A 24,352-nucleotide genomic window follows, 5' to 3' on the forward strand; every position below is an offset into this window, starting at 1 on the left:
GCTTCAACACTCCATGGAGAGGTATTCCCCAATGAAATGGTTCTACAACCTTAGAATCGCCACCAAACTGATCACCTCGTTCCTTGTGGTGTTGGCGCTGACCGCCGTCATGGGCGTGTTTTCGATCATTCAGCTGGGCCAGGTGAACGGCACCACCGCCGAGATCCGCGAGAACTGGATGCCCTCCATGCGCGCCGCATCGGGGATGCGCTTCTACGCAGCGAGCTTTCGCCTGAAGGAAAACCGCCATATCACGGCCGACTCCGAGCAGGAACGGGTCACCCTGGAACAGGAAGCCGAAGACGCCAAGAAGGGCTTCGAAACCCGCCTTGGCACGTATGAAAAACTGCTGTCCACCGCCGAAGACCGCCAACTGTTCGAAACCACTCGCAATGACTGGGTCGCTTATCTGACGGTCAGCAAGGACCTGTTCGCGCTGTCCCGGCAAAACCAGACCGAGCAAGCCATGGCCCTGCTCAAGGGCGAGTCCAAGCGCCAGTTCGATCTGGTGACGGCCGATCTGCAGAAGCTCGTTGAGCTCAACGCCGCCGGCGCAGACGTAGCCAGTGCACATGGCACTGAACTGTATGAAGATGCGCGCCTGTCCATCATCGCCGTACTGGTTGCCGCCCTGCTGGTGGGCCTAGGCTTGGCGCTGTTCATCTCGCGGATCATCTCCCGCCCATTGAAGCAGGCGGCCGCCGTCGCCGAACAACTGGCCGAAGGCAACCTGAACGCGAAAATCGAAGCCGGCTCCAAGGACGAAACCGGCATGGTGCTCAGCGCGATGCAGAACATGGTCGGCAAGCTGTCGCACATCATCGGAGAAGTGCGCAACGCAGCGGACAACCTTGCCAGCGCCTCCGAAGAAGTCAGCGCCACCGCACAATCGATGAGCCAGGCCACCAGCGAACAGGCGGCCAGCGTCGAGGAAACCAGTGCGTCCATCGAGCAGATGAGCGCCAGCATCAACCAGAACACCGAGAACGCCAAGGTGACCGACGGCATGGCCAGCAAGGCCGCCAAGGAAGCCACCGACGGCGGCGAATCGGTGCAGCAGACCGTGGTGGCGATGAAGAAAATCGCCCAGCGCATCAGCATCATCGACGACATCGCCTACCAGACCAACCTGCTGGCGCTCAACGCCGCCATCGAAGCTGCTCGCGCCGGCGAACATGGCAAAGGTTTCGCGGTGGTCGCCGCCGAAGTGCGCAAACTGGCCGAACGCAGCCAAGTCGCCGCCCAGGAAATCGGCGAGCTGTCGTCCAGCAGCGTCGACATGGCCGAGAAGGCCGGGAACCTGCTCAACGAAATGGTGCCATCCATCAACAAGACCTCGGACCTGGTGCAGGAAATCAGCGCCGCCTCCGAAGAGCAGGCCGCTGGCGTGGCGCAGATCAACACCGCCATGACCCAGCTCAACCAGGTCACCCAGCAGAACGCTTCCAGCAGCGAAGAACTGGCCGCCACCGCCGAAGAGATGAGCAGCCAGGCCGAGCAGCTGCAACAGGCCATGAGCTTCTTCACCTTGGACACGCCGGCCAAGTCGGCCATGCAGAGCGCCAGGGTCGATAACACCCCAGGGCCGTCCAGCCGTAAACCGGCGCGGGCACCGGCACCGGTGATGCCCAAGGCGTTTGCCTACAACATGGCCAGCGCGCCGGACGAATCGGAATTCACCCGGTTCTGATGGCCCGGTCCCACAGGCTTGCTTAAAGGAGAAAAGGCAATGGGCGCCATCGCGACCACACGTCAAACCGTCAGCGCGGTCGAGGAAGAAGCGCAGTACCTGACGTTCATGCTCGGCACTGAGATGTTCGCCATCGGCATCCTGTGCATCAAGGAAATCATCGAGTACGGCAACCTCACCGTGGTGCCGATGATGCCGGCCTTCGTGCGCGGAGTGATCAACCTGCGCGGCGCGGTCGTGCCGGTGGTGGACTTGTCGGCTCGTTTCGGCCGACCGAATTCCGCCATCAGCCGGCGCAGTTGCGTGGTGATCATCGAGGCCGCCAGCGCCGACGGGCAGGCCCAGGACATCGGCCTGTTGGTCGACACAGTGTCGGCGGTGCTGGAGATCCCGGCTTCGCAGATCGAGCCGCCACCGAGTTTCGGCGCGAAGATCCGCGCCGACTTCATCAGCGGCATGGCCAAGGTCGACGGCAAGTTCGTCATCGTGCTGGAGGTGGACCGGGTGTTGTCCATCGACGAGATGTCCGAACTCGCCCAAGCCAGCCCCACCGCATTGGAAGCGCCTGACTCATGAGCACAGCCACTTGCAAGGAACGCACGGTGAATTCAATGGCGCTCAGCGACCGGGAGTTCGGCCAATTCCAATCCTGGCTGTACCAGGCCGCCGGTATCAACCTGTCGCCGGCCAAGAAAGCCCTAGTGGCCGGGCGGCTGTTCAAGCGCCTCAAGCACTATGAGCTCGACAGCTACGGCGAGTACTTCACGCTGATCATGAACGGCCAGCGCGCCGATGAACTGCAGGTGGCGCTGGACCTGCTCACCACCAACGAAACCTATTTTTTCCGCGAACCCAAGCACTTCGATTTCCTCCGCGACCAAGTGCTGCCCCATGCGACGCCTGGCAAGACCTTTCGCCTGTGGAGTGCGGCCAGTTCCTCTGGCGAGGAACCCTACAGCCTGGCCATGACCCTGGCCGAAGGGCTGGGCACCACGCCCTGGGAAGTCATCGGTTCGGACATCAGCAGCCAGGTGCTGGCCAAGGCGCGCTCCGGGCACTATCCGATGGAGCGCGCCCGCAACCTGCCCCATCAGTTGCTGGTCAAATACTGCCTCAAGGGCACCGGCCGCCAGCAAGGCACGATGCTCATCGACCGGGCGCTGCGCAACCGGGTCAACTTCATCCAGGTCAACCTCAACGAGGCCTTGCCGGAGCTGGGGGAGTTCGACGTGATTTTCCTGCGCAACGTGATGATCTACTTCGACCAGCCGACCAAAAGCAAAGTGGTCGCCCGGCTGATTCCCCGGCTCAAGTCCGGCGGGTATTTCATCGTCAGCCATTCGGAAAGCCTCAACGGCGTGTCCGATGCGTTGAAGCTGGTCGCCCCTTCGATTTATCGCAAGCCATGAGCGCCGCAATGGAGGTGGCCGAGGTCTATCTGGGACCGGGGGAGTTTCGCTTCGCGACCTGCCCGACAAGGCTGCGGACGATTCTCGGTTCATGCGTGGCAATCACGCTCTGGCATCCACAGCGCAAGATTGGCGGCATGTGCCATTTCATGTTGCCCAGCCGGGTGCGTTGCTCCACAGCGCTGAACGGGATGTACGCCGACGAAGCCATCGAATTGTTCATTCGCCAGGCACGGGCCCATCACACCAAGCCCGAGGAATATCAGCTCAAGCTGTTCGGCGGCGGCGAGATGTTCCCTGAGCTGCAACGCCATGTGGCATTCGGCGACGTGGCCCGGTCGAACGTCAACGCGGCGCTGGAAATGGCCGCGCTGTATCGCCTCGACCTGATCGCCCAGGACATGGGCAGCACCGGTCATCGCAGCATCATTTTCGACCTTTGCACGGGCGACGTCTGGGTCAGGCACCAACCGATAAGGACCCTGCATTAATCATGTCAGGCAAAAAGATAAATGTATTGCTGGTGGATGATTCCGCCGTGGTCCGCCAGGTGTTGCTGGCGATCCTCAGCGACACGCCGGACATCAACGTCATCGGCGCGGCCTCCGACCCGATCTTCGCCATGGATAAACTGGCGAAGGAATGGCCCGACGTGATTGTGCTGGACGTGGAAATGCCGCGCATGGACGGCATCACCTTCCTGAAGAAAATCATGAGCGAGCGCCCAACCCCAGTGGTAATCTGCTCCTCACTGACGCCCAAGGGCGCGGAAACCACGTTGCAAGCCATGGCTGCGGGCGCGGTGGAAATCATCACCAAGCCCACCAGCGGCCTAAAGAACTTCTTGCTGGAATCGGCTCCCGAATTGGTCTCCGCCATCCGCGCCGCCGCCCAAGTCAACGTCCGTAACCTGGGCAAGCGCCCTGCTCCGGCCCCGCTGACACCGGCGACCAAACTCACCGCGGACGCCATGCTGCCCGCCGCCAATGGCCACGCCATGGCCCAGACCACCGAACGCATCGTCGCCATGGGCACCTCCACGGGCGGCACCCAGGCGCTGGAAGCGGTGCTGACCGCCTTGCCCCGTGTGTGCCCTGGCATCGTCATTGTCCAGCACATGCCGGAAAAATTCACCGCGTCGTTCGCCGCGCGGCTCAACAGCCTCTGCCAGATCGAAGTGCGCGAAGCGAAAAACAACGACCGCATCCACCCCGGTCTAGCCCTCATCGCCCCCGGCGGCAAGCACATGATGGTGACCCGCAGCGGCGCGTTCTACCACGTGCAAGTGGTGGACGGCCCGCTGGTCAACCGCCATCGCCCTTCGGTGGACGTGCTGTTTCGTTCGGTGGCCAAGTTCGCCGGCCGCAACGCCACCGGCATCATCATGACCGGCATGGGCGACGACGGCGCCCGCGGCCTCAAGGAAATGCTCGACGCCGGCAGCGCTACCGTGGCCCAGGACGAAGCCAGCTGCGTGGTGTTCGGCATGCCCAAGGAAGCCATCAAGCTCAACGCCGCGCAACGGGTGATGGGGTTGCAGGAGATTGCGCAGGTGATATTGCATCGCTGATCGACGCCTGACCCGTGGCGAGGGAGCTTGCTCCCTCGCCAAAAAAGCTTTCTACACTGGCGAAATCGTCGCCAGCACACCGATCAGCAACGTCAACGCCAGGAAACCACCCAAAAAAATCGCCATCTTCGCCATGAGCTTTCTCCCAATAGAGTCATTGCGCCGTGACCGAACTGTGGAGCGGGAACTGATACCGTTACAGATGCACCTGCCGCCAAAAAATGCGGATCAGCGCATAAACCCAATGACCCGAGAAACCAGGAATGGACAAGTACGCCATGATCCCCGCTATCATGCCGCACGCCCATCCGAGGGGCGTGTTGCAAGCCACCCTAAAGGACTCAGGTATGACCCTTCTGCCGTCACGCGCCACCCTCTTCTTCTCCGGTATTTTGCTCAGTTCCGTATGCCTGGCCGAAGGCGAGCCGGCAGAAAGCGTTATCAAGGACTCGACCAAATCCGCGGTCTCGTCATTCATCACCGCCGGCAAGAACCTCTTGGGCGGCGTCAGCGAAGGCGTGCTCGATGGTCGCGAATCAGTCCAGGGCACCGACGGCGCAGCGATCATCTCCTCCGACGAGCAGATGAAAGATCGCATCAACGTTGAAGTGCTGAAGCTGGAGCCCAGCGATGAAAACGTCACCATCACCCTCGGTTTCAAGAACAGCACCGACACCCAACTGCGCCTGATCAACCTCGGGCAAACCGGTGCGCTGCTGGCCATCGACCAAGCCGGTTACGCCAACCGACTCACCGGGCTGGACAACCCTGACGAAGTCACCGTCCCACCGAAGACCGCCGTGCGACAGAAGTTCGTGTTTGAAGGCATGAACGAGGCGATCAGTGCCGTGCGTGTTTGGGGGAAGGATTATTCGGTGAAAAAGTAGTCCGTAGCAGGGCTCGTTACCCCGTCAGAACATGCCTAGTCTTTACCTGACCAATCGAGTATCCAAGCCAAACCGCGCTTGGGAAATCAGCTTGAATTGGTCCATCGCCAAATCGCAGCTCACCAGCAAATTCCAGGAATGACGGGTTACCGCCGAAGGAATCAGCACGAAGGGAAAGTTCGCCAGCAACTCGTCGGCAAACAGTTGCTGGTTCGGCGAAGGTTGAGTCGGGGCGAGCCAATTAGGGTTTGGCACGTCTTCGGCATGAACCACCTTGATCAGTGCCGGATCCAGCACCTCAAAGCAGGTCAGCAGATGGGGCACCTTGTCCAGCGCGTCGAACCCCAGATGCGCCGCGACCTCCAAAATAGCGGTGGAAGGATCGGCCGAGGCGTAGATCACCCGACGGCCGGGAGGATTCCAACGCCCGCCGGATCGTTGCGCACCGACGCCACTGTCCCATGTCTCCTTGTAGACCTCGCGATCAAGACGCCATGCATGCCACTTGCCCTCCCAGGGCAAAGGACTCATTGATAAACCCCATGCTCGATACGGCTCAGGTAATCCTCCACGACCTGAAAGCCCAGCGAGTTGTCGATCAACTCCAGGGGTACATGGCCATCCAGATATCTGCAGGGCTTCTCCAGCCAGTCCTCAGCCAATGTTTGGCTGCCAAATACCTCAGTGGCATGTTCCAAGGCTTGGGCATATTGAAACGCAACGGTACTTTGTTGGCGGTTCAGCCGTACCGGTTGCGCCTCTTTCGCCAAGCGCTGTACGGTCCTGACAGACTTGCCTGTGATGCGCTCAAGGAGACCATGCTCCATGTACAGCTTTGATCCGGAGAGCATCTCCCTGACATCGCTCAAATAAAAACCTTCCTGGGTGTAACGAATAATCAGCAGGCGTTCATCTCCTTTGCGCCCTTGCAACAACACCTGGGTCGGCTTTTCAACGGTCTTCTCGCGGTGCATCGCCGCCGTTTTCCCGGTAGGTCTGACGGTGCCCCCCTCTGCCTGCTTAGCTGCAACGGCCATCATGCTAGCCTCCTTACGACATTTGACGTAAGCATAGCGCCAAATGTCGTCAGGGCAACAATTGAATTTATCAGGCCCGGCTTCCTGGCTTCCCGGCATCAATCAATCCTCATCCGATAAAACGGGGCTGCGCTTGCTGTATTGCATGCACAACAGATAGCACCAGATCCTAGGGGCAGTATTTCCGAAGGCCAACCCTAAAAAGTCGTCAGAGATTTCGTTCATCCACTCCATAAGCATCCATCTTCTGTAGGAAACACACCAAACCCGTGGCGAGGGAGCTTGCTCCCGCTGGGCTGCGCAGCGGCCCCCCTTGAACCCTCTGTATCCACGACACAGAGCAATACAAACACCCCGCTAAATGACATATCCCAGATACACGGCAAGGGCCAAATGGCCCCGTCCGAACAGGCCTGTCCCGCTTGCTTCGTCCCGACGCGCTCAACGCATCGCCGGGTCGCAAGCAGCGTGACAACCGCCACGGCACGCCCCGCGCAACGTTGCCTTGGGGCACACCCCTTCTTATCTGGAGAACTGTCATGACCCGTACAAAAAACTCGAACGCCGCTCGCTTCGCCCTCGCCGCACTCGCCCTGTCCGGCGGCTTGAGCCTGGCCCAATCCGCCTTCGCGGTGGACGCCCTGCCCCAGGGTTATCAGCTGGCTTCGGCGGAAAAAACCTCCGAAGGCAAATGCGGTGAAGGTAAATGCGGTGCTGCCGAATCGGGCAAAAAAGTCACCGACGCGGAAGGCAAGTGCGGCGAAGGCAAATGCGGCGCCGACGAATCCGGCAAAAAAGTCACCGCGGCGGAAGGCAAGTGCGGTGAAGGCAAATGCGGCGACGCGTCCTTTGCCCGTACCGACACCGACGACGATGCGCGCGTGTCACTGAAAGAATTCCTCAGCGTCGCGCCGACCCAGCAAGCCGAGTTCGAGAAGATGGACACCAACCATGACGGCTACCTGTCCGAGGCGGAAACCTACAAATACCGGACTGGCCAATACACCGCCAACGGCAAGAAAGTGCCCACCGAGCTGTTCATCCACATGAGCAAAGCCAAGGAGTAAATCCTTCGCTCCCGCCCTCCCGGTGGATCACACCGGGAGGCTTTGGTCATCCCTGGAGAACTGCGATGAGCACTTTCACCCCACCCAACGGCGCCGGGCTCGGTCTACGCCGGGCCATGCTTGGCAATCTGCTGGAAATGGCCCCGGGGGCCGTGGACTTCCTCGAATGCGCCCCGGACAACTGGATCGGCGTCGGCGGCGTCTACGCCGAACAATTGGACCAACTGGCCGCAAAGCACCCCATCACCTGCCACGGCCTGTCCCTATCCCTCGGCGGCCCACAACCGCTCGACCTCGACCTGCTGCGCGGCACCCGGCGTTTTCTCGATCGCTACGCCGTGGCGATCTACAGCGAGCACCTGAGCTACTGCTCCGCCAGCGGCCACCTCTACGACCTCTTGCCGATCCCCTTCACCGAAGAAGCCGTCCACCACGTCGCCGCGCGCATACGCCTGACCCAGGACCTACTGGGCCAGCGCATCGCCGTGGAAAACATCTCCTACTACGCCGCGCCCTTCCAGGCCATGAGCGAAATCGACTTCATCACCGCAGTCCTCGAAGAAGCCGACTGCGACCTGCTGCTCGACGTGAACAACCTCTACGTCAACGCCATCAATCACCGCTACGACGCCCACAAATTCCTCGCCGCCCTGCCCGCGCAACGCGTCAGCTACCTGCACGTTGCCGGCCATTACGACGAAGCCGACGACCTGAAAATCGACACCCACGGCGCGGCTGTCAAGCAAGACGTCTGGAACCTTCTGTACCAGGCCTACCAACGATTCGGACCCGTGCCGACACTGCTCGAACGCGACTTCAACTTCCCGCCGTTATCGGAACTGCTCGCCGAAATCGACCAGATCAAACAGCTGCAACAACTCGCCTGCCCGGCCACACCGGAGGCCCGCCATGCCTGAACAACTGCTCGACCAACTCGACTGCATGGCCAACTACGTCCGCAACCCGCACAACCCGCCCCCACCCGGCCTGGAAGCCCGACGCCTGGCCATCTACCGCCAACTGTTCGTCGGCAACATCCAATCGCTGCTCGCCGCCAACTTCCCGGTCATCCACCAAACCCTGCCGCCCGCCGACTGGCGACGACTGGTCCACGACTTCTACGCCTACCACCGCTGCCAGACGCCACTGTTCACACAGCTCGCCGGCGAGTTCGTCGCCTACCTGGAACAACACCCGGATCTGCAAGACTTTCCTCCGTGGCTGCTCGAACTCGCCCAACACGAATGGACTGAAAGCGCCCTGCTGCTGAGCGATGCGGTGGAACCGTCGCACAATCCCCACGGTGATCTGATCGAAGGCGCGCCCGTGGTCTACGGACTCGCGCAGGCACATGCCTATGAATGGCCGGTGTGCGACATCGGGCCGGATTACCAGCCCACCGAAAAGCCTGCGGCTCCGACCTTGGTGTTGTTACAGCGGCACGCCGGGCGAGTGACGTTTTCGCGGCTGGCTCCGATGGCTTATGCGTTGTTGGTTTCGCTGATGGAGCATCGGCGCAGTGGGCGGGAGCATCTGGTGGCGTTGGCTGAGGTCGCTGGAGTGTCGGTGCGGGAGTTGATGCCGATGGGGGTGGCGGCGCTTGAGGGGTTCAAGGCGCAGGGGATTGTGTTGGGGACGCGTTGGGGGTGAGTTGTGATGACAGCAATAGGACCAGCAATAGCAGCAATAGCAGCAATAGGGGACAGATTTATTTACCGCAAATAAATCTGTCCCCTTTCCAGTCCTTTCCACTCGTCCCCTTTCCACTCAAAACCAGGGGCTTCGATCGAGCGTTGAGGCTGCAAGTAGCCCCTCAGTCCTGCTTTGCACTACGTTCTCGACAATCCGGGCACTTCCATATTTATCTTCCGCCAGAAGGCTTCAGCGAAGCTGTAAGTCGAGAAAGCGATCAATCCGAACGCCATTACCATCAAAACCAACCACCCAGCTGGTAAATTCTGGAGCGCCTCAAGGGCTTCCTTCATACCGGGTGGATCCACGGCTTGATAGGCAGAGCCGCTAACCGCCAACAGCAATGCAATCTCTATAAAGACGACGCCACGTGCTATCAGGCCAAACCGAGACACTGGGCGGACGTACCGCATGACGTCTTCGTCCGCCTCGAAATACTTCTCAAACGATGCCTTCCATCCCTTGATAAGGTGAGCGATTCCAACGCCAAGCGGAATAAGAGCAATCAGATACACCAATAAGTTGGAATGCTGCCAGGACAATAGATGCGCCAGCCAATCTGTGGTGTGTTCTCCTGGGTTGCCCGAGCTACTAGTTCCGCTTACAAGTAGGCCTAGCGCAAAAAATGCCATAGCAGCATTGACCAAACCTCCCGCAAACAGACCGGTGCGAATTATCAGACCCTTGAGATTTTTGCCGTGATGGTCGACATCACGCATGGCTTGCAGAACACGCCATGCCGCAAATGCGAGCAGACCTGCCACGACTACCCCCACTAAAAAATAGCCAAACGGCTGGCCAAATAAGGCTTCCAAGCTTTTATGGCTGTCTTTCGGCTTTGTCGAATCTTGTGCCGCAAGCAATGCGAAGATACCGATGATTAGGTAAATCACTCCTCGAGCGGCGTACCCTCCACGTGCAAGGATGATAAGGCTATGGTGCGCTGACATTGGCTGCTTTCCTGAAAGTAATACAGGAACAGACTCGTCTGGCTGGAAGGGGTTCTATCGTTAAATTCAAGGCCTCAGCCCTGACCGACGAAGAGTCGCTCATTGATTACGGAGGCGACAGCCGGCTCCCGGCCAACAGCGGTCGTTGCTGCACTGATTCAAGGGCAGTGATTGCCTCAGCCAGTCTCCATCGCTAGAAGCTCTCAAGACTCACCTGGATTCCAGCTCGTCCAGCCAACTCAGTAATCGCTCCCAGCCGATCAGCGTCAATAATGACACCTTCGTAATTCTCACCTCCGGAGTCCAGGTGAAGATACCGTTTACCAAACCGAGCCAGCCACTGATCAAAGTAGTGGAGCACCTCTGGCATTGAGGAAGCGCCTTCGCGCACATACGCGTAGGGTTCTTTCAAACCACTGGCGCTGACCAGATAAGGCGCCTGATACTCAAATACGTCGTAACCCTTCCAATCCAGGCTAAGGAGAACGAGGTGTTCAAGCTTTTGTCCCTTTGAGTCATTCAGGAATCCCTCCGTGAGGGCACTGGGTGCGTCGTCCCCCATTGCGTATCTACGCATGACACGTCTAACAAGTCTGGCGCCTTCTTTTTCCGGAATGAACGCAACCAGTGCCTGGGCGAACGCCTCCAGTGCTTTTTTTTGACCGGGATCGCTTCGCTCGGGGCGCAGTTCCTTCATGATTGCTGATGCGCTAAGGTTGGTTTCCTCGGGCGGAGGCATGGTAAAGCGTCCACCAAAAAGCCGATCTAAAATGCCCATGCCAGTCCCTGTATGACGGTGAAGAAAACCATCTCGTTTAAATAGCCTCGAGTGGAGCGAGATATCGGTTAAGTCCAGTGCAGCCGAATGCAGCCGCAGCCAATCAAAACTTTATTGGGAAAGCGGGTCAACCATGAAAACAACACAGGCGGCTTTTTTTCAGTATTAACCGCCGCCGAATGATTCTGGCGTGTATTGCTCAGAACGCTGCTCCACCGGGGTCAGCACCGTCCCGACTTGCCGGACAATTGCCCCGAATTGCTGGCGAATCTGCCGGAGTTTCTTAAGTTCATGTGGCGGACGAGAAAATCAGCCCGGGCAAAGATGATCCAACTCGTGGCGACTGCCCCCTCAACTTGCCGCGTGGTCTGTCTGCGGTCTAACCGGGATACCAGAGTTTTTCTGGCGAGCGTTGGAAATTCGACTGGCCAGGCTCTGCGGGATTGATCGAAGGTTGGCTCCTTCAGCGCGAGGCTGCCGGAGTTGAGTGGCGCCTTCCAATCCCCCTCAAATCTTCCGCCCCACCCCAAGACAAAACATCTTCCGATAATCGGAGGGCGACGTCCCCAGATGCGCGCCGAAATGCTGCCTCAACGACAATGACGTCCCAAACCCCACCTCCCCCGCGATACATTCAATAGGCAGCTCTGTCGTTTCAAGTAACGCCTGCGCCCTAGCCACTCGTTCAGCGGTCAACCATTTCGACACGGTTGTGCCGGTCGCTTCCTTGAACCGACGGGTAAAAGTGCGCCTGCTCATTTTCGCCATGTCTGCCAGAACGTCGAGGGACAGGTCGTTGGACAGGTTCATTCGGGCCCACGTCAGGACGTCGGACAGGTGAGTTTCCCCAGATAATTGCGGCACCGGGTGCTCAACATACTGCGCCTGGCCTCCGGGCCTGTGGGGTGGCGTCACGAGCATTTTCGCGGTGCGATTCGCTACATCTGCGCCGAGTCGCTCGCGTATCAGGTGCAGGCAACAATCGATGGCCGCGACCGTTCCGGCGGACGTCACGATGTTATCGGCGCTGACGTAGAGCACCTCGGGCTTGAATCGAACCTTGGGAAAACGTTGCGCAAACTGGTCACGGACGGCCCAGTGGGTGGTTGCTTCCTTCCCATCGAGCAGCCCGGCATCGCCGAGGACGAACGCTCCCAAACACAATCCCACGATGAGTTTGCCTTGCGCATTGGCGAGCTGCAGCGCTTCCACGAGCTGGGGCGACGCAACGAGGGATTGATCGCCCCATGCGGGGATGATGATGACGTCGGAAGTTTTCATGAGTTCCAGGCCGAGGCTTACCGACAGGCCGATGCCTTGGTCGGTACTGACCATGCCGGGCACTTCTGCGCAGTAATTGATTTCATACCGAGGCTCATCGGGCACGGGTTGCGCGGTTCCCAAGACCATTCCAGGCACGGACAGATGGAAAAGGCTGACGCCTTCGAACGCTAGGACAGCAACGCGTATGGGGAGCATGAGGGGGCCTCAATTCGCCCCGCAGGGCTCAAATCGAACAACGTCGAGCAGTTGGCCCAATTATAGCGAAATATGTCATTCGGGCCACTGTTGACCCCCGAGACATTCGGCAAGAATGGGCTCCTCGATGTAAACAACAGGATTGATTCTTATGAAACTCAGAACTTTATCGCTTGCCCTCAGCGTTGCTTGTGCCTTCGCTGCTACTCCGTCTTTCGCCAGTTCAAACGCGCCCAAGGCGCCTGATACCTCTCATAAGTTGGGTCTGCAGCAGGTTCGTAACGCGACGGTGAAAATCACCTACGGTGACACCACCTTCCTGATCGACCCGATGCTTGCTAAAAAAGGCGCTTATCCGGGGTTTGAAAACACCTATCGAAGCAACCTGCGCAACCCCCTGGTTGATCTGACGGAATCACCGGAGAAAGTTATCGCCGGCGTCGACGCCGTCATCGTCACCCATACGCACTTGGACCACTGGGACGATGCCGCGCAAAAAGCGCTGCCTAAAGACATTCCGTTGTTCGCCCAGCATGAAGAAGATGCGCAGCTGATTCGCTCCCAGGGTTTCAAGAACGTGCGCGTGCTGACGGATGAAGCCGAATTCGGCGGCGTGAAGATCACCAAGACCGGCGGCCAGCATGGCACTGACGAAATGTATGCCGTGCCAGCGCTCGCAAAACCGCTAGGCGAAGCCATGGGCGTGGTTTTCCAGGCACCGGGCTATAAGACTCTCTACCTTGCAGGTGACACGATCTGGCGCAAAGAGGTCGACCAAGCCATCAACCAATACCACCCGGAAGTTATCGTGCTCAATGCTGGGAAGGCAAAAATGGCGGGGTTCGACGGTTCGATCATCATGGGCGAAGAAGATGTGCTTCGCGCCTCAAAAGCCGCGGAAAACGCGCAGATAGTCGCCGTGCACATGGACGCGATCAACCATATGTCCCTGACGCGTGAAGAGTTGCGCGCCTACGTCAAGAAGCAAGGGATCGAGGGTCGTGTAGACATTCCGGAAGACGGCGCTTCGCTGGAGTTCTAAAAGTGAAAGGGACGGGGCTATTTGGCAAATAAATCCGTCCCTCTTGGGCGCAATGCGGTTCAATTAAGAAAAATGACGACGCGTGGCGAGGGAGCTTGCTCCCGCTCGGCTGCGAAGCAGTCGTAAACCGGCGGATGCGGTGTGTCTGATGTTCCGCATTTGGCAGGTTTTAGGGCCGCTTCGCGGCCCAGCGGGAGCAAGCTCCCTCGCCACGGGTTTGTCGATTGCCTTAAGTGAACGGCATTCCCCCCTTGGGCGTCCCCTTTTCTCGAATAGGGATTTCAAGCTTTCAAGGGAATATTGCGCATAGTGACCAAGGCAGTGGCACAAAGGGTTTCCTTACCCTGCTTTACGGCAAACAAATCGGCGGCCGCAACCGTGCTGCTGTTCGATGCGTTGATTACCCTCCCCCTGGCCAGGAGCTTCTCGCCGTCAGCAGGGGCAATTAATTTGACGGTGAAATCCGTAGTCATATTTATCCAGCCCGGCGGCAGCAGGGTCCCAGCGGCCGAGCCCCCCGCAAAATCGGCCAATGCTCCGACGATGCCACCTTGAAAATAGCCATTATGCTGAGTGAGTTCTTTGCGCGCTGGCTGTTCGATTTCACAATGACCCGGCTTTAAATAATTGTAATGAAACCCCAATAGCTTTGCCGCCGGCATACTGAGTACAGCGCCTTGTACGTGCTTATCAAAGTCAGGATTGCTTGCAGCGAAATCTTCCATGGCATTAATCCTTCAAATAATGACTAGGCTTTTTATACGACGCGCAAACCTATAGCGTTCCCAAGGTAATAAGTCCAAGGCCTTGCGACAAAAATAAGGGAGTTGAATGTCCGTTGATAGGAAATCCACTCCCGATAATCCCAATGCAGTTAAGACTCAAGCCCGCACCGAAATCCGCTCCGCTGCCCGCCTCTCAAACATCGCCTGTTCCGTCTCCCGCGTCGCCCGCTCGCCCTTGTACGCCAGCTGATTGAAAAACAACCCGTCCGAATATTCCTGTATGGACACCGATCCACGGTCTTTCAGCAATGGGGCCAGATCGATCGTGTTGGCGAAGTTTTCCTTGGTCAGGCTGTAGAAGCCCAGGTAGCTGCCGGACCAAGGCGAGTCGGCGTCGACCAGGTCGATGGAGGCGTCGCGGACCGCGATGGCGGCGGCTTTCAGGTCCTTCGAGTCGTTGAGCAAATCGGTCAGCCGCTGGATATCGGAGCTGCTGAGCTGGCCGGCGCTGTTGAGGACTTTCAGGCTGCCGTCGGCGTCGACGGTGAAGCCGTATTTCTTGCCGGCCAAGTCCGGATGGGTCGCTGAGAGCGCGGATTGAAAGTCCTCGAACGAGGACTTCAGCGTACTGGTCGCCCCTTTCAGGATCTCGGCGTATCGAGGAAAGTCCGATGATTGCGACCGACCGATCCAGGTCTCGATCGCCTCAGGCATTGGCATCGTCGCCTGGGCTTCTTCGCTGGGATGGAAGATGGCCGCTGGGCTGGCGTTGGACAGGGCTAGTTTTGCAGCGTCTGTCGGCGCCTGGGTCACGAGCGGTTGCTCGGAGCGTGTAAGGTGGGTGTTGGCAGGTGCGATATAAGCGGAGCTGACGGAAAGTACCATTTTCATCGGTCCATGATTGGGGGGATTCAGAAGGGTTATCGACGGCAATGGATCCAACTTTAGGAATCGCTCCCTTTCGCCTGTTGCAGCTGCGATTCGCTAAACAGCCCCGTCATCCCCGCCGCACCGATCTAGATAAGCTCCACTCCTCTGCATCAACACTCCCAGAGCGTTTCAAGCTTTATCCTTCAGACAAATCCTGCGCGGACTTGATGGCCGGGTACAGGGTCAGCGTGAACCTGGATTTGCAGGTCAATGCCAACAATATCTTTGACCGCCGTTACTACTCGGCGATTGCCACGTCCGCGGATTATGGAGGAGATTCCTCGGCTGCATTAAGGCCTATCCATACTACAGTTACCAGCTGTCCCGGTAATCGAAGGCTATTTAAAGACATCGATGCCCTAATAATTTTTTCCTAGGCCTGTTCGCTGCGGTTAGTCAGATACAGCAATAGGTTTCTTGGCAGCTCTATCGAGCAAGCCTCCTGCAACGCATCTACTTGAAGGGCAGACAATTCGTAATCGTATAGATAATCCTCCTTTTTCACCCAGCCCATTATCTTTGCCAGATCCTGACTATTGATTCAGAGCGTTTTTTCATATGACGCGAAATCGTCCCCATCATTCACCCCCTTTACTATATGCGTCAAAAGCATGTCTGGTAGCTTCCGGTTACCAAGCGATTCGGTGACGGAAAGAGATTTGGCAATCAAACCGTTCCGGGTCAATCAGATGATCCAAGTTACCCCCATGGAACCTCAGAAAACTTTTAACAATGCTATTTTCATCTGAAAGCCGCAGCTTGACTGCGTTCAGATAACAATCGATAGACAGACTGAGCCTAGTCAGCACTTACGCCAATGTAATATTCCAATCCAACAGGAAATTCAATATCCAAAAGCTCCTCGATTCTCTTTAGCTGCTCCGCTGTTATCTCCAGCTCGCTAGGACTCACCTCACTGAAAGTTTTTTTCTCAACTATCTGCGCGAGCGCTTCGCTGGAAACACCAGAATGAAATCCTTGTATTCCGGCGGATAGATCGGATTGACGATGATGCTGTCTGCGACCGGCGTCGGCGGGTAGATCCAGATATGCGGGGCCTGAGGCGCGGCCTCCAGGGTGGGGATGCCGATGGTGTCGGAGGGGTCGATGGCCGGGGTCCAGATCAGTTCGATGCCGTCGCCAAGGTCAGCGACGTATTGGTCGGCGCGAGGCGTGATGTGAACGACGTCGACCATTTCCCAGTCGCGGTTCTGCCCGGTGTAGAACCCGTACCCCTTGAGGCTGCCGTCGGCCTGTTGTTCGATGGTCAGGCGCATGCGGCTGCGGGCCTGAGTGAGGTTGCGTAGTTGTTCTTCGCTGTACAGGGCGCTGTCGCCCAGGCTGGACGGCCAGAGCAAGGCAACGATGCCGGTCAACAGTGCCGCGCCGACCGTGCCACCAGCTGCTCCGACCGTTGACACAGCGGAGCCACTCAGCGCGAGTCTGCCCAAGGTAACGGGGATTGCACTTGCGCCGATCTGCTCGAGGGGAATGGTTCCTGAAGCGTCGGGGCTTCTACCGCCCAGCCACGTCAGCTCGCCGTACTGCTTGACCAAGTCCGCCGGGATGTAACCGTTGGGGTTGCTGTAATCAATGATGCCGTTGGGTAACGCGCAGCTTTTGGCGAATACGGACCCGATGGTGACGAGGGGCTTTTTATCCACCTTGGCCCAGCGCTCTTTTTCATAGGCGGCCTGGCGGGCGAGCATGGCTTCGTGACCGCGTTGGAGCGCTTCGTACTTGGCCACTTCGCTGGAGGTCATGTCTCGATAGGAGGCGGTGTGCCCTTCGCCGGAACGTGGGTTACGGATCCTGGGCAGATCTTTTAGGCGTGTGGTCACGAGTCGCGAATCTCATCCTGAAAATCCAGGACGGACGCTAACGCAGGCAATGAAATCGGCGATATAGGAGGTTTCCTTTACTGCTAGCTCCGTTTTCATCAAGCGTCGTAGGGCTGGAAATCAGCGCTCAAGGCTCGCCGGAGAAAACACGGCCTGTCCCACACGCCCCATGCTCGGCATGAGGTATCCTGCGCTGCGTAAAACACCATCGCGGCCTGCGCATGCAAATGCTGTTCACGGCCCTACAAGCAGCCCTGAAGGTTGCTCCAGGAGGTCTGCATGTTGATAGGACATCGATTCGAGCGCACCGCGCGGGACGACCTGCACATTCACTCGCTCAACCGGCTGCAGAGCGGATTCGTGCTGCTGGCATGCGCGATGGCCTTTATCTTTCCGGTGGCGGCCGTCCTGGCGATTGCCACGGCAGATTCGCCACTGGCGAGTGTGGACCCGCTGTCCTCACTTCTGACCGTGCTCGGGCTGCTATTGATTCCTGCCGCTGGCCTGCTCCTACTGGTTTACTCCGGCACCCGCGAGACCTTGCTGTTATCGCGCCTGGACGGTGAAGGCAAACGCCGCACCCGAAACGTTTTCGGACGCCGCGAGCGAGTGCATTCGGTGTTCAGGATCGACGCCGCCAAATCCCTCGAACTTCGCCGCCGCCCCGAGGCCGAGCCAGCCCGCACCCAGGTATGGCTGGTGCTGCGCGATGGCACCGAGCATCGCCTGACGACCGACAACGTTCCGGTAACGCCGGGACGCAAACGCACCGACGTGTGGCTGAATGAACTGGCCGACTATTTGAAGGTGGCAGTCCCCACCGAAGTGGTCATGGGTTCGACGACCGGTGCGCCGGCTGCCTATAGGCCTGCTCCAACCCCAGCGAAGATCGCCAGGCAGCGCAAAGCAAAGGCACCCATGCCTTGCGCTGATACGAGTGATCGACTGGGCATCCCCGCACGCGCCCTCCTCGCCTTGCTTGGCACCTTCCTCGCAGTGTTCGAGCTGATCCGGATAATCGCATTGCTGCGCGCACTGTTTACCGGGCGACTGCGCATCGGCATCTCCCGCCCGACGACCTTCTATTGGACCGAGCAACCGATGGCCTTCTCATTCCACGTGCTGATCGGCATAGCCGAGTTGCTGGTTATTGGCGTCATCGCCTGGGGTTGCCTGCGCGTGGCGATCCAGGGGCGGATGAAATCAACCGAACTGCGCTCGTAGAACCGCAATGACGCTATCAATAGAGGCACCTTGCACCGGGGGCGGGACAGGACGTTCACAGAACTCTCGCCATACAAAGAGCGTCAGTTCCGCGCCATCAGTCTGAGGCGGATTGCTTTCAATCGAGCCGAACTTCTGCAACAGCCTGTACCGGTCATCACTCCAGAACAGCGCTTCGACCCAGTGATAGATCGGAATAAAATGGAAGTGGATGGAGTAACCCGCGTCGTGACCGAAACGGCCGATGTAAAGTCGTTTGGGTTGCAGGTGAGTTTCAATGGCCTGCTGGATTCGCGCTTGCAAGACACCTAACTCCGCCAGCGCCTCGGTCGGCAGTGAGGCCAGGGAGTTCGTCATCTGTTTTGCGCTGAGCATCACATAGCCGGGCAACGCGCTGTCAAGGCGATGGTTGATCATCCAATACTCAGATTCATGAATGACGAAGCGAGGCGATATGTCCATAGGCGGCCTTGATGAAGTTGGGGTTAGGGACGTCAACGCAGCTTACCGACTGCCCTCTTCCATGCCCGGCGACTGCGCCAAAAACTCCGCTATCAGCGACACGACCTGCTGTTGAATCACCTCACGAGCACGACCGTTGTCGCCGTCCCGGCAGATGATGCCATCGCCCGGCACTTCCTCCTCTAGCATTTCCTGCGCGCCAGGTTTGCACCGCGACATGAAGCTGAAATGGCTGGCATCGCTGATCTCCACGTAACGGCTGGATGCCGCCGGCAAGCGTTTGGCGAGGTTGGCCGATTCCAGCTCGGCGGGAAGCTCGTGCGAGGGCACGCCCGCCGCGATCACCAGAGCGGGCACCGGCAATGCGGCGAGGCTTTTGTCGGTCATGCCCCGGGAAAGGCCCAGGTCCAGCGTCACCACGGCAGTGACGCGTTTATCGCGCCAATCGGCGGCCAGTGCGCCCCGTGATTCCGGAGTGCTCGCCGGGTTTATCTGGTCGTAGACGGTGCAACTGGATAACTGCGGATGGCCTTTGCAATCCTGGGCGAAGCGGTCGGGATCGAAACGAGCACCGGCAATCTCCAAGGCAGTCCAGCCGCCAAGGGAATGGCCCACGACTGCAATTCTGCCATTGGTAACCTGGCCAAATTTTTCCGGTTGGGTCGTGATCCCATCAATGGCGCGGCGCAGGTCAATGGGTCGCTGCCAAAGCTGCGCCGCTGCCTGAGGGCTGCGGTCATGGGTGGTGGTGCCTGGATGATTGACGGCGGCGACGATAAAGCCCTTATGAGCCAAGGCGCTCGCCAGCCAGGCCTGGTTGCTCCAGTTCCCTCGGTATCCGTGGGAAAGCAGTACCAGTGGATGCTCGCCAGCTGAAGGCGGCGCGTCCTGAACGGCAGAAGCACCGACAAACACCGCGTTATCGGCGATCAGTTGCGGGGCGGCTGCAGTTGCGCTCGGGTACCAGACAACCATCTCCAGCGGACGGTCGTTGGGGGAACCCGACAGGGTGGAAGCGCGGAAGCCGATAGGGTTTTCGCCAGCGAGCGCGGGCGAGGCCAGGCACGCCAACAACAAAGCGCCAAAAGCAATTTTCAATGTCGTTCTTCCTTGATCGGATCAGCAGAAATCTGCGTGAGCATTAAAGCCCACTTTCGGATCGCCGTGGCTGTTGTTCAGAAAACTTAATTCATCCCTCAGAACCGCCACGGTGCAATAGGCGACCCGGAGTAGATCAGATGCACCGCGCGCGCAGTGCATCAGCGCCACTGCGCAGAGAGCTTCGCATCGGCAAACACCTGCTCGCCGGTGGTAACCCGTTAACTGCGTCTAGCGTCTTTCTCCGCCCGCGCCCGACACGCGTCCCCAAACGCGCGAAAAATCGCCCGATAATCGGCGTTGTCCATCACCTCCCATTCCGGATGCCATTGCACGCCCAAGGCAAACGCCCGACTGCCTTCCACCGAAAGCCCCTCGACCAATCCGTCTTCCGCCACGGCCTCGATGCGCAAGCCCTGCCCCACCCGCGCGATGCCCTGGCCGTGGACAGAGTTGACTTCGACTACGTCCTTGAGGCCCAGCCGCGTCAGCACGCCACCCGGCCGCACCGTCAGGGCATGCGTGCGGGCGTACTGTTGCTGGACGGGTTCGTTGCCGGACGGTTCATGTTCGGCGCCTGGGCCGTCAAGTTGCTGATGGAGCGTGCCGCCGAAGGCGACGTTCATTTCCTGGAAGCCCCGGCAGATGCCGAGTACCGGCAGGCCGGCTTCCACGGCGGCGCGCCAGAGCGGCAGCGCCAGGTTATCGCGGGCCGGGTCGTGCTCGGTGCCCGGCGGGCTGGGCGGGCCGCCGTATTGATGGGGCTCGATATTGGAAGGCGATCCGGTGAACAGCAGCCCATCCAGGCTGGCGATGATCTGGGCCGGGTCAAGCAACGCGGGGAACACCGGCAGGATGACGGGCAGCCCTTCGGCTGCGGTGGCGACGGCCTCGGCGTATTTGTCGTTGCTGAGCTGGACGGTGTGCGGACCGATTTTGCCTGAACAGGCGATGACACCGATCATGGGTGGACGAGACATGGGACTCCCTGACCTTTTAGGTCTCAGACGTTTATGTATCCGATTGTGGCGCGGGTTCGGTTGTTCCATTTCGATGACGACCGCCATGGATCGCATCCCAGGGCTGAACGAAGCCCGCGACACAACGGTCGGAACAGCAATCCCCGGCAAAGAAACCTCACTCATGCGCTCACCATCCGCCGCCCTCGTTACGTTGCTCACCTTGTCCGCCAGCACGATTGCACTGGCGCAAGAACCGTTGCGCCTGGAAAGCCTGAAGCGCTGCGGCGACCTGCTCGAAAGCCAGCGCCAGGAATGGTGCCTCACCGCGCGCGGGCTGGGTGACGCAACGCCGCAACTGAAACTGGGTGAAAAAGCGATTCCCGCCGAGAATATTCAACGTGAAGGGCAAACCCTGCGCGTGCGTCTGGACAGCGCCGATTACCAGAGTGGCCCACTCTGGCTAGAGGAGGGTCCGCGCGCCAGCAATGCCGTCTGGTTGACGCTGCGCAACAGCCACGTGCTGGCCGCCGGGCCGAATGAAGTGGCGAAGAACATGGACGGGCTGACCACGTATGTGGATCTGGTCAGCGTGCTGATCGAAGAAAGCCACGATGGCCGCCAGGAAGCTGAGCGTCTGGCGGGCAAGTACGGGGCGACGGTGGTCGGTAGTATCGCGCCGCTGAACGTCTATCAGCTGCGCCTGCCGGCCAAAGATCTGGTGCAGCGTGATGCGTTGGTGCTGCGGCTGGGTGGCGAGACCAGTGTCGATGCGGTGGTGATCGAGGAGTCCGCAGCCGAAGAGGCCGAGCAAGCGCCCGCCCAGCTTGAGGAACCGAAAAAACCGGATCAGGACTCTGATGAATGGTCCGCGAACCGCTTCCTCGACGCCGTGCATTATTACCAGCGGCGCGTCCCGGGGCAGCAGGCGCCAATCCAACCGCAGCCGGTGCGCATCGGCTTGATCGAGCGCGACGTGGATTTCGACACGGCGGATTTCGCCGATTACCTCGGTGCCTGTTCGGTACCGCGCACCTGCGTCTATGCCCGCGACGCGGACAAGCCGGACAACCATGGTACGACCGTCGCCGGCATTCTCGCCGCACGCTGGAACGACGGCGGCAATACTGGTTTCCTCCGTGGCCTGGAAAAGGCCAGCGGTGGTTTCGAAGTGATCGTCGAGCGAAATTCCGACGCCGGTATCACCGCCAACATCGCGGCCTCGGTCAACCTCGTCGAGGACGGCGTGCGTGTGCTTAATTGGAGCTGGGGCATTCACCGCGTTGGCGCCAAGGACGTCAAGGGCGATGACGTGGATTCGCTGTTGCGTTCGGGCATCGCCATGGGCGGCTACGAAGAGTTGTTGGAGGAATTTTTCCTGTGGCTGCGCAAGGAACATCCCGACGTCGTGGTAGTGAATTCCGCCGGCAACGGCTCATCATTCTCCGGCACAGACGAATACCGCCTGCCCTCCTCGTTCATCACCGAGCAACTGCTGGTGGTCGGCGGGCACCAGCGCAGCGAACGCGCCGGGGTGGCGGTCGACGATCCGGGCTATGCAGTCAAGCGCAACTCTTCGAACACCGACATGCGCGTCGACATCACCGCCGCCGCGTGCACCCACGCCTCGACGGTCAACGCCGGCCAGGACGGCGCGGTGCATTGCGGCACATCCTACGCCACGCCGATGATCACGGGCCTGTTGGCCGCGATGCTGTCGATCAATCCGCAACTTCATCCCGAGCAACTGCGCATGCTCCTACGCCGCAGCGCCATGACCATCGGCGACAATCACGACTTCGAGCAAATGGATGGCGAAGACCTCACCGCGCCCATCTTGCCGTCGGAGCGCAACCACCAACTTAACGATAAGGACGTCGGCCGTTCGGCGCGGCTGGACATGCAAAAGGCCCTGGACCTGTCGGTACAGAGTCGCAGCCGGGTGCGTTGAGGCGGCAACAGGCGCTATGATCCGCCATACATGACTTTCGAGGAACCACGCCTATGCCGGCCTCACACGTGCGACCTACAACCGCGCCACTGCTCGAACCCGGCGAAACGGTGGTTCTATTCGACGGCGTGTGCAAGCTCTGCAACGGCTGGGCGAGGTTCCTGATACGCCATGATCAACAACGGCGGGTGCGGCTGGCGGCGGTGCAGTCGCCCGAGGGCCAGGCCCTGCTTGCCTGGGCAGGCTTGCCAATGGATCAGTTCGACACCATGGCGGTGATCCGCGACCGGCAATATTGGGAGCGTTCGGAGGCCTTTTTCGAAATCGTCTCGCAGTTGCCCGCCCGCTGGCATCCGGTGAAATGGCTGCGCCTCTTCCCGCGCCCGCTTCGGGATTGGGTCTACGATCGCATCGCGCTGAACCGCTATCGGCTCTTCGGCAAATACGACACGTGCCTGCTACCCAATGCCGACCATGCAAAGCGTTTCTTGAAAATGCCTGCAACCGAGGGTTAAATCCCCCATTCCCAGCGCCTGCGAGCCCGAGTAGACAACATGAATCGCCGTAAAAAAATCAACCAGCTGCTCAAGGCCAACGCCAAGAAGGCCAGCGCCAAGTTGGCGCCCAAGAGCAAGGATAAATACATCAGCAAAGCCGACCGATTGAAACTGGCGGCTGAAGGCAATCCAGATGTGATCGTTTCCCCTGAGAGCTGACCCTTTGACCCCCATCGATCCGCTGTCGCTTCAACGCATCGTCACGGCTCACGGCAAACCCGAGGGCGCGAGCTATTTCGATGCGGAGGAAAGCCTCGTTCATGACATTTTTCCCGACCGCATCATGTTCCAGACCCATTACCTGGACCACAGCAGTTATGAAGTGGATGTCGCCGAGGGCGTGGTCCGTGTGCGCAAGACGCGCCTGGACAATTACCACCGAGGCCACAAGGCCCAGGTGATCGACGATGACATGGACGATGACGATTGGGTGGAGTTGGCCAGCCTTTGGCAACGCTTGAGCCGCGACCTGGACACTCAAGGGCAAGGACCGGGCCCGGATCCGGTTGATACCCTGGCGGACCTGTTCGACTGCCTGTTCGACGAGGCGCACGCGCAGGCGCTGATCGAGAATATGCCAGCCCCTACCGGCCAATGGGACTGGGCCTGGACGCAAGTGCAATCGGCGCTTGCCGGGTCCCGGCAATTGGCTGGGTTCGAATGGAAGGAATGGTCGTTGTCCGGCGTCTACGCCATCAACGCCCTGGCCCCGCTGCAGGAGCTGGGCATTGAAATTCCTGTGCCTGACAGCAAAACCGTGGACGCGATCAACCGCGCCAACGATTGGGAACGCGCGTTGCTCCAGTATTTCAACGCACGATTGGAAACCCACGATTTGAAGCTGCTGGCCATCGGCACGCACTTCGATGAGTACCAGGCGTTTGCCTGCCTGCCGATGAACGGCCTGGGTTTGGCCAATGCGTTGGAGATCCTCGGCAGGCTGGGCATCGTCTATAAATACTAAGCCCCTGGTGCGGCGATTTTACGCCGCTGAATAAGTGTCC

26 protein-coding genes and 3 pseudogenes are annotated in these 24,352 nt (G+C 59.3%); 17 read left to right on the plus strand and 12 right to left on the minus strand.

Annotation, left to right across the window (positions count from 1 at the left end; genetic code table 11):
- The first annotated feature begins 31 nt into the window (after nucleotides 1-31).
- The 6 genes from J3P82_RS15275 (at nucleotide 32) to J3P82_RS15300 (ending at nucleotide 5,556) form a co-directional block, all read left to right on the plus strand.
- Nucleotides 32-1,690: a methyl-accepting chemotaxis protein gene (locus tag J3P82_RS15275; RefSeq protein WP_434557583.1), complete on the plus strand. Its 1,659-nt coding sequence runs from the start codon at nucleotides 32-34 to the stop codon at nucleotides 1,688-1,690.
- Between the two features lie 39 nt (nucleotides 1,691-1,729).
- Nucleotides 1,730-2,266: a chemotaxis protein CheW gene (locus J3P82_RS15280; RefSeq protein ID WP_434557584.1), complete on the plus strand. Its 537-nt coding sequence runs from the start codon at nucleotides 1,730-1,732 to the stop codon at nucleotides 2,264-2,266.
- Complete coding sequence (locus tag J3P82_RS15285; RefSeq protein ID WP_434557585.1) at nucleotides 2,263-3,099, plus strand: CheR family methyltransferase; 837 nt, start codon at nucleotides 2,263-2,265, stop codon at nucleotides 3,097-3,099. Before J3P82_RS15280 ends, J3P82_RS15285 begins: the two co-directional genes overlap by 4 nt.
- Entirely contained in the window at nucleotides 3,096-3,590 is a 495-nt protein-coding gene (gene cheD / locus J3P82_RS15290; RefSeq protein ID WP_434557586.1) for a chemoreceptor glutamine deamidase CheD, read from the plus strand. The genes J3P82_RS15285 and cheD overlap by 4 nt, the downstream gene beginning before the upstream one ends.
- A gap of 2 nt (nucleotides 3,591-3,592) precedes the next feature.
- Nucleotides 3,593-4,669: a protein-glutamate methylesterase/protein-glutamine glutaminase gene (locus J3P82_RS15295; RefSeq protein WP_434557587.1), complete on the plus strand. Its 1,077-nt coding sequence runs from the start codon at nucleotides 3,593-3,595 to the stop codon at nucleotides 4,667-4,669.
- 347 nt (nucleotides 4,670-5,016) lie between these two features.
- Nucleotides 5,017-5,556 (plus strand): hypothetical protein, encoded by a 540-nt coding sequence (locus J3P82_RS15300; protein WP_434557588.1) that lies wholly within the window; start codon nucleotides 5,017-5,019, stop codon nucleotides 5,554-5,556.
- A gap of 42 nt (nucleotides 5,557-5,598) precedes the next feature.
- Here J3P82_RS15300 and J3P82_RS15305 read toward each other — a convergent pair whose 3' ends face one another.
- Together J3P82_RS15305 and J3P82_RS15310 are read right to left on the minus strand one after the other, a co-directional pair.
- A complete protein-coding gene (locus J3P82_RS15305) occupies nucleotides 5,599-6,087 on the minus strand; it encodes an RES family NAD+ phosphorylase (protein ID WP_434557589.1) in 489 nt (162 codons plus the stop codon).
- A complete protein-coding gene (locus J3P82_RS15310) occupies nucleotides 6,084-6,530 on the minus strand; it encodes an antitoxin Xre/MbcA/ParS toxin-binding domain-containing protein (protein WP_186614756.1) in 447 nt (148 codons plus the stop codon). The genes J3P82_RS15305 and J3P82_RS15310 overlap by 4 nt, the downstream gene beginning before the upstream one ends.
- Before the next feature lie 602 nt (nucleotides 6,531-7,132).
- Here J3P82_RS15310 and J3P82_RS15315 point away from each other — a divergent pair.
- The 3 genes from J3P82_RS15315 (at nucleotide 7,133) to J3P82_RS15325 (ending at nucleotide 9,310) form a co-directional block, all read left to right on the plus strand.
- Nucleotides 7,133-7,660: an HvfA family oxazolone/thioamide-modified RiPP metallophore gene (locus tag J3P82_RS15315; protein ID WP_434557590.1), complete on the plus strand. Its 528-nt coding sequence runs from the start codon at nucleotides 7,133-7,135 to the stop codon at nucleotides 7,658-7,660.
- A 65-nt stretch (nucleotides 7,661-7,725) separates the two neighbouring features.
- Complete coding sequence (locus tag J3P82_RS15320) at nucleotides 7,726-8,577, plus strand: HvfB family MNIO-type RiPP peptide maturase (protein ID WP_434557591.1); 852 nt, start codon at nucleotides 7,726-7,728, stop codon at nucleotides 8,575-8,577.
- Complete coding sequence (locus tag J3P82_RS15325; protein ID WP_434557592.1) at nucleotides 8,570-9,310, plus strand: HvfC family RiPP maturation protein; 741 nt, start codon at nucleotides 8,570-8,572, stop codon at nucleotides 9,308-9,310. Before J3P82_RS15320 ends, J3P82_RS15325 begins: the two co-directional genes overlap by 8 nt.
- A 179-nt stretch (nucleotides 9,311-9,489) precedes the next feature.
- On the opposite strand, the gene J3P82_RS15330 is transcribed toward J3P82_RS15325, so the two are convergent.
- Together J3P82_RS15330 and J3P82_RS15335 are read right to left on the minus strand one after the other, a co-directional pair.
- The gene (locus J3P82_RS15330) at nucleotides 9,490-10,302 is read right to left on the minus strand and encodes a DUF1206 domain-containing protein (protein WP_434557593.1); all 813 of its coding nucleotides are present in this window, start codon (nucleotides 10,300-10,302) and stop codon (nucleotides 9,490-9,492) included.
- Between the two features lie 193 nt (nucleotides 10,303-10,495).
- On the minus strand, nucleotides 10,496-11,080 hold the full coding sequence (locus J3P82_RS15335) for a DUF6630 family protein (RefSeq protein WP_434557594.1): 585 nt from the start codon (nucleotides 11,078-11,080) through the stop codon (nucleotides 10,496-10,498).
- A gap of 183 nt (nucleotides 11,081-11,263) precedes the next feature.
- On the opposite strand from J3P82_RS15335, the pseudogene J3P82_RS15340 reads away from it, so the two are divergent.
- A pseudogene (locus J3P82_RS15340) lies at nucleotides 11,264-11,527 on the plus strand (AAA family ATPase); the annotation flags it as partial.
- A gap of 60 nt (nucleotides 11,528-11,587) precedes the next feature.
- On the opposite strand, the gene J3P82_RS15345 reads toward J3P82_RS15340, so the two are convergent.
- Nucleotides 11,588-12,559, minus strand: coding sequence for a GlxA family transcriptional regulator (locus tag J3P82_RS15345; protein ID WP_434557595.1), 972 nt, complete (start codon nucleotides 12,557-12,559; stop codon nucleotides 11,588-11,590).
- Between the two features lie 151 nt (nucleotides 12,560-12,710).
- Between J3P82_RS15345 and J3P82_RS15350 the strand changes: the two genes are divergently transcribed.
- Nucleotides 12,711-13,601: an MBL fold metallo-hydrolase gene (locus J3P82_RS15350; protein ID WP_434557596.1), complete on the plus strand. Its 891-nt coding sequence runs from the start codon at nucleotides 12,711-12,713 to the stop codon at nucleotides 13,599-13,601.
- A gap of 281 nt (nucleotides 13,602-13,882) precedes the next feature.
- On the opposite strand, the gene J3P82_RS15355 is transcribed toward J3P82_RS15350, so the two are convergent.
- Nucleotides 13,883-14,326: a PaaI family thioesterase gene (locus tag J3P82_RS15355; RefSeq protein ID WP_434557597.1), complete on the minus strand. Its 444-nt coding sequence runs from the start codon at nucleotides 14,324-14,326 to the stop codon at nucleotides 13,883-13,885.
- A gap of 156 nt (nucleotides 14,327-14,482) precedes the next feature.
- Complete coding sequence (locus tag J3P82_RS15360) at nucleotides 14,483-15,211, minus strand: hypothetical protein (RefSeq protein ID WP_434557598.1); 729 nt, start codon at nucleotides 15,209-15,211, stop codon at nucleotides 14,483-14,485.
- 203 nt (nucleotides 15,212-15,414) lie between these two features.
- Here J3P82_RS15360 and J3P82_RS15365 point away from each other — a divergent pair.
- Nucleotides 15,415-15,633 (plus strand): annotated as a pseudogene (locus tag J3P82_RS15365) (hypothetical protein); the annotation flags it as partial.
- 421 nt (nucleotides 15,634-16,054) lie between these two features.
- Here J3P82_RS15365 and J3P82_RS15370 read toward each other — a convergent pair.
- Both J3P82_RS15370 and J3P82_RS15375 read right to left on the minus strand, forming a co-directional pair.
- Nucleotides 16,055-16,168, minus strand: coding sequence for a pyocin S6 family toxin immunity protein (locus J3P82_RS15370; protein WP_434557599.1), 114 nt, complete (start codon nucleotides 16,166-16,168; stop codon nucleotides 16,055-16,057).
- Between the two features lie 41 nt (nucleotides 16,169-16,209).
- Nucleotides 16,210-17,097 (minus strand): annotated as a pseudogene (locus J3P82_RS15375) (S-type pyocin domain-containing protein); the annotation flags it as partial.
- A 279-nt stretch (nucleotides 17,098-17,376) separates the two neighbouring features.
- Here J3P82_RS15375 and J3P82_RS15380 point away from each other — a divergent pair.
- The gene (locus tag J3P82_RS15380) at nucleotides 17,377-18,321 is read left to right on the plus strand and encodes a hypothetical protein (RefSeq protein ID WP_434557600.1); all 945 of its coding nucleotides are present in this window, start codon (nucleotides 17,377-17,379) and stop codon (nucleotides 18,319-18,321) included.
- On the opposite strand, the gene J3P82_RS15385 is transcribed toward J3P82_RS15380, so the two are convergent.
- From J3P82_RS15385 to J3P82_RS15395, 3 genes are all read right to left on the minus strand, one after another.
- Complete coding sequence (locus J3P82_RS15385; RefSeq protein WP_434557601.1) at nucleotides 18,301-18,783, minus strand: HIT family protein; 483 nt, start codon at nucleotides 18,781-18,783, stop codon at nucleotides 18,301-18,303. The two genes, J3P82_RS15380 and J3P82_RS15385, sit on opposite strands and share 21 nt — an antisense overlap.
- Nucleotides 18,784-18,825: 42 nt before the next feature.
- Complete coding sequence (locus J3P82_RS15390) at nucleotides 18,826-19,881, minus strand: alpha/beta hydrolase family protein (RefSeq protein ID WP_434557602.1); 1,056 nt, start codon at nucleotides 19,879-19,881, stop codon at nucleotides 18,826-18,828.
- 221 nt (nucleotides 19,882-20,102) lie between these two features.
- A complete protein-coding gene (locus J3P82_RS15395; protein ID WP_434557603.1) occupies nucleotides 20,103-20,861 on the minus strand; it encodes a gamma-glutamyl-gamma-aminobutyrate hydrolase family protein in 759 nt (252 codons plus the stop codon).
- Nucleotides 20,862-21,024: 163 nt separating this feature from the next.
- Here J3P82_RS15395 and J3P82_RS15400 point away from each other — a divergent pair, with 163 nt between their 5' ends.
- Genes J3P82_RS15400 through J3P82_RS15415 form a run of 4 tightly spaced genes read left to right on the plus strand, consistent with a single transcriptional unit; the run spans nucleotide 21,025 to nucleotide 24,312 of the window.
- Nucleotides 21,025-22,791, plus strand: coding sequence for a S8/S53 family peptidase (locus J3P82_RS15400; protein ID WP_434557604.1), 1,767 nt, complete (start codon nucleotides 21,025-21,027; stop codon nucleotides 22,789-22,791).
- 53 nt (nucleotides 22,792-22,844) lie between these two features.
- Nucleotides 22,845-23,306: a thiol-disulfide oxidoreductase DCC family protein gene (locus tag J3P82_RS15405; RefSeq protein WP_434557605.1), complete on the plus strand. Its 462-nt coding sequence runs from the start codon at nucleotides 22,845-22,847 to the stop codon at nucleotides 23,304-23,306.
- A gap of 39 nt (nucleotides 23,307-23,345) precedes the next feature.
- Nucleotides 23,346-23,507, plus strand: coding sequence for a DUF2986 domain-containing protein (locus tag J3P82_RS15410; RefSeq protein ID WP_434557606.1), 162 nt, complete (start codon nucleotides 23,346-23,348; stop codon nucleotides 23,505-23,507).
- A 4-nt stretch (nucleotides 23,508-23,511) separates the two neighbouring features.
- On the plus strand, nucleotides 23,512-24,312 hold the full coding sequence (locus tag J3P82_RS15415; protein ID WP_434557607.1) for a DUF6630 family protein: 801 nt from the start codon (nucleotides 23,512-23,514) through the stop codon (nucleotides 24,310-24,312).
- Nucleotides 24,313-24,352 lie beyond the last annotated feature (40 nt).

The organism is Pseudomonas sp. Z4-20, assembly GCF_051131955.1.
Lineage (GTDB): Bacteria > Pseudomonadota > Gammaproteobacteria > Pseudomonadales > Pseudomonadaceae > Aquipseudomonas > Aquipseudomonas marvdashtae.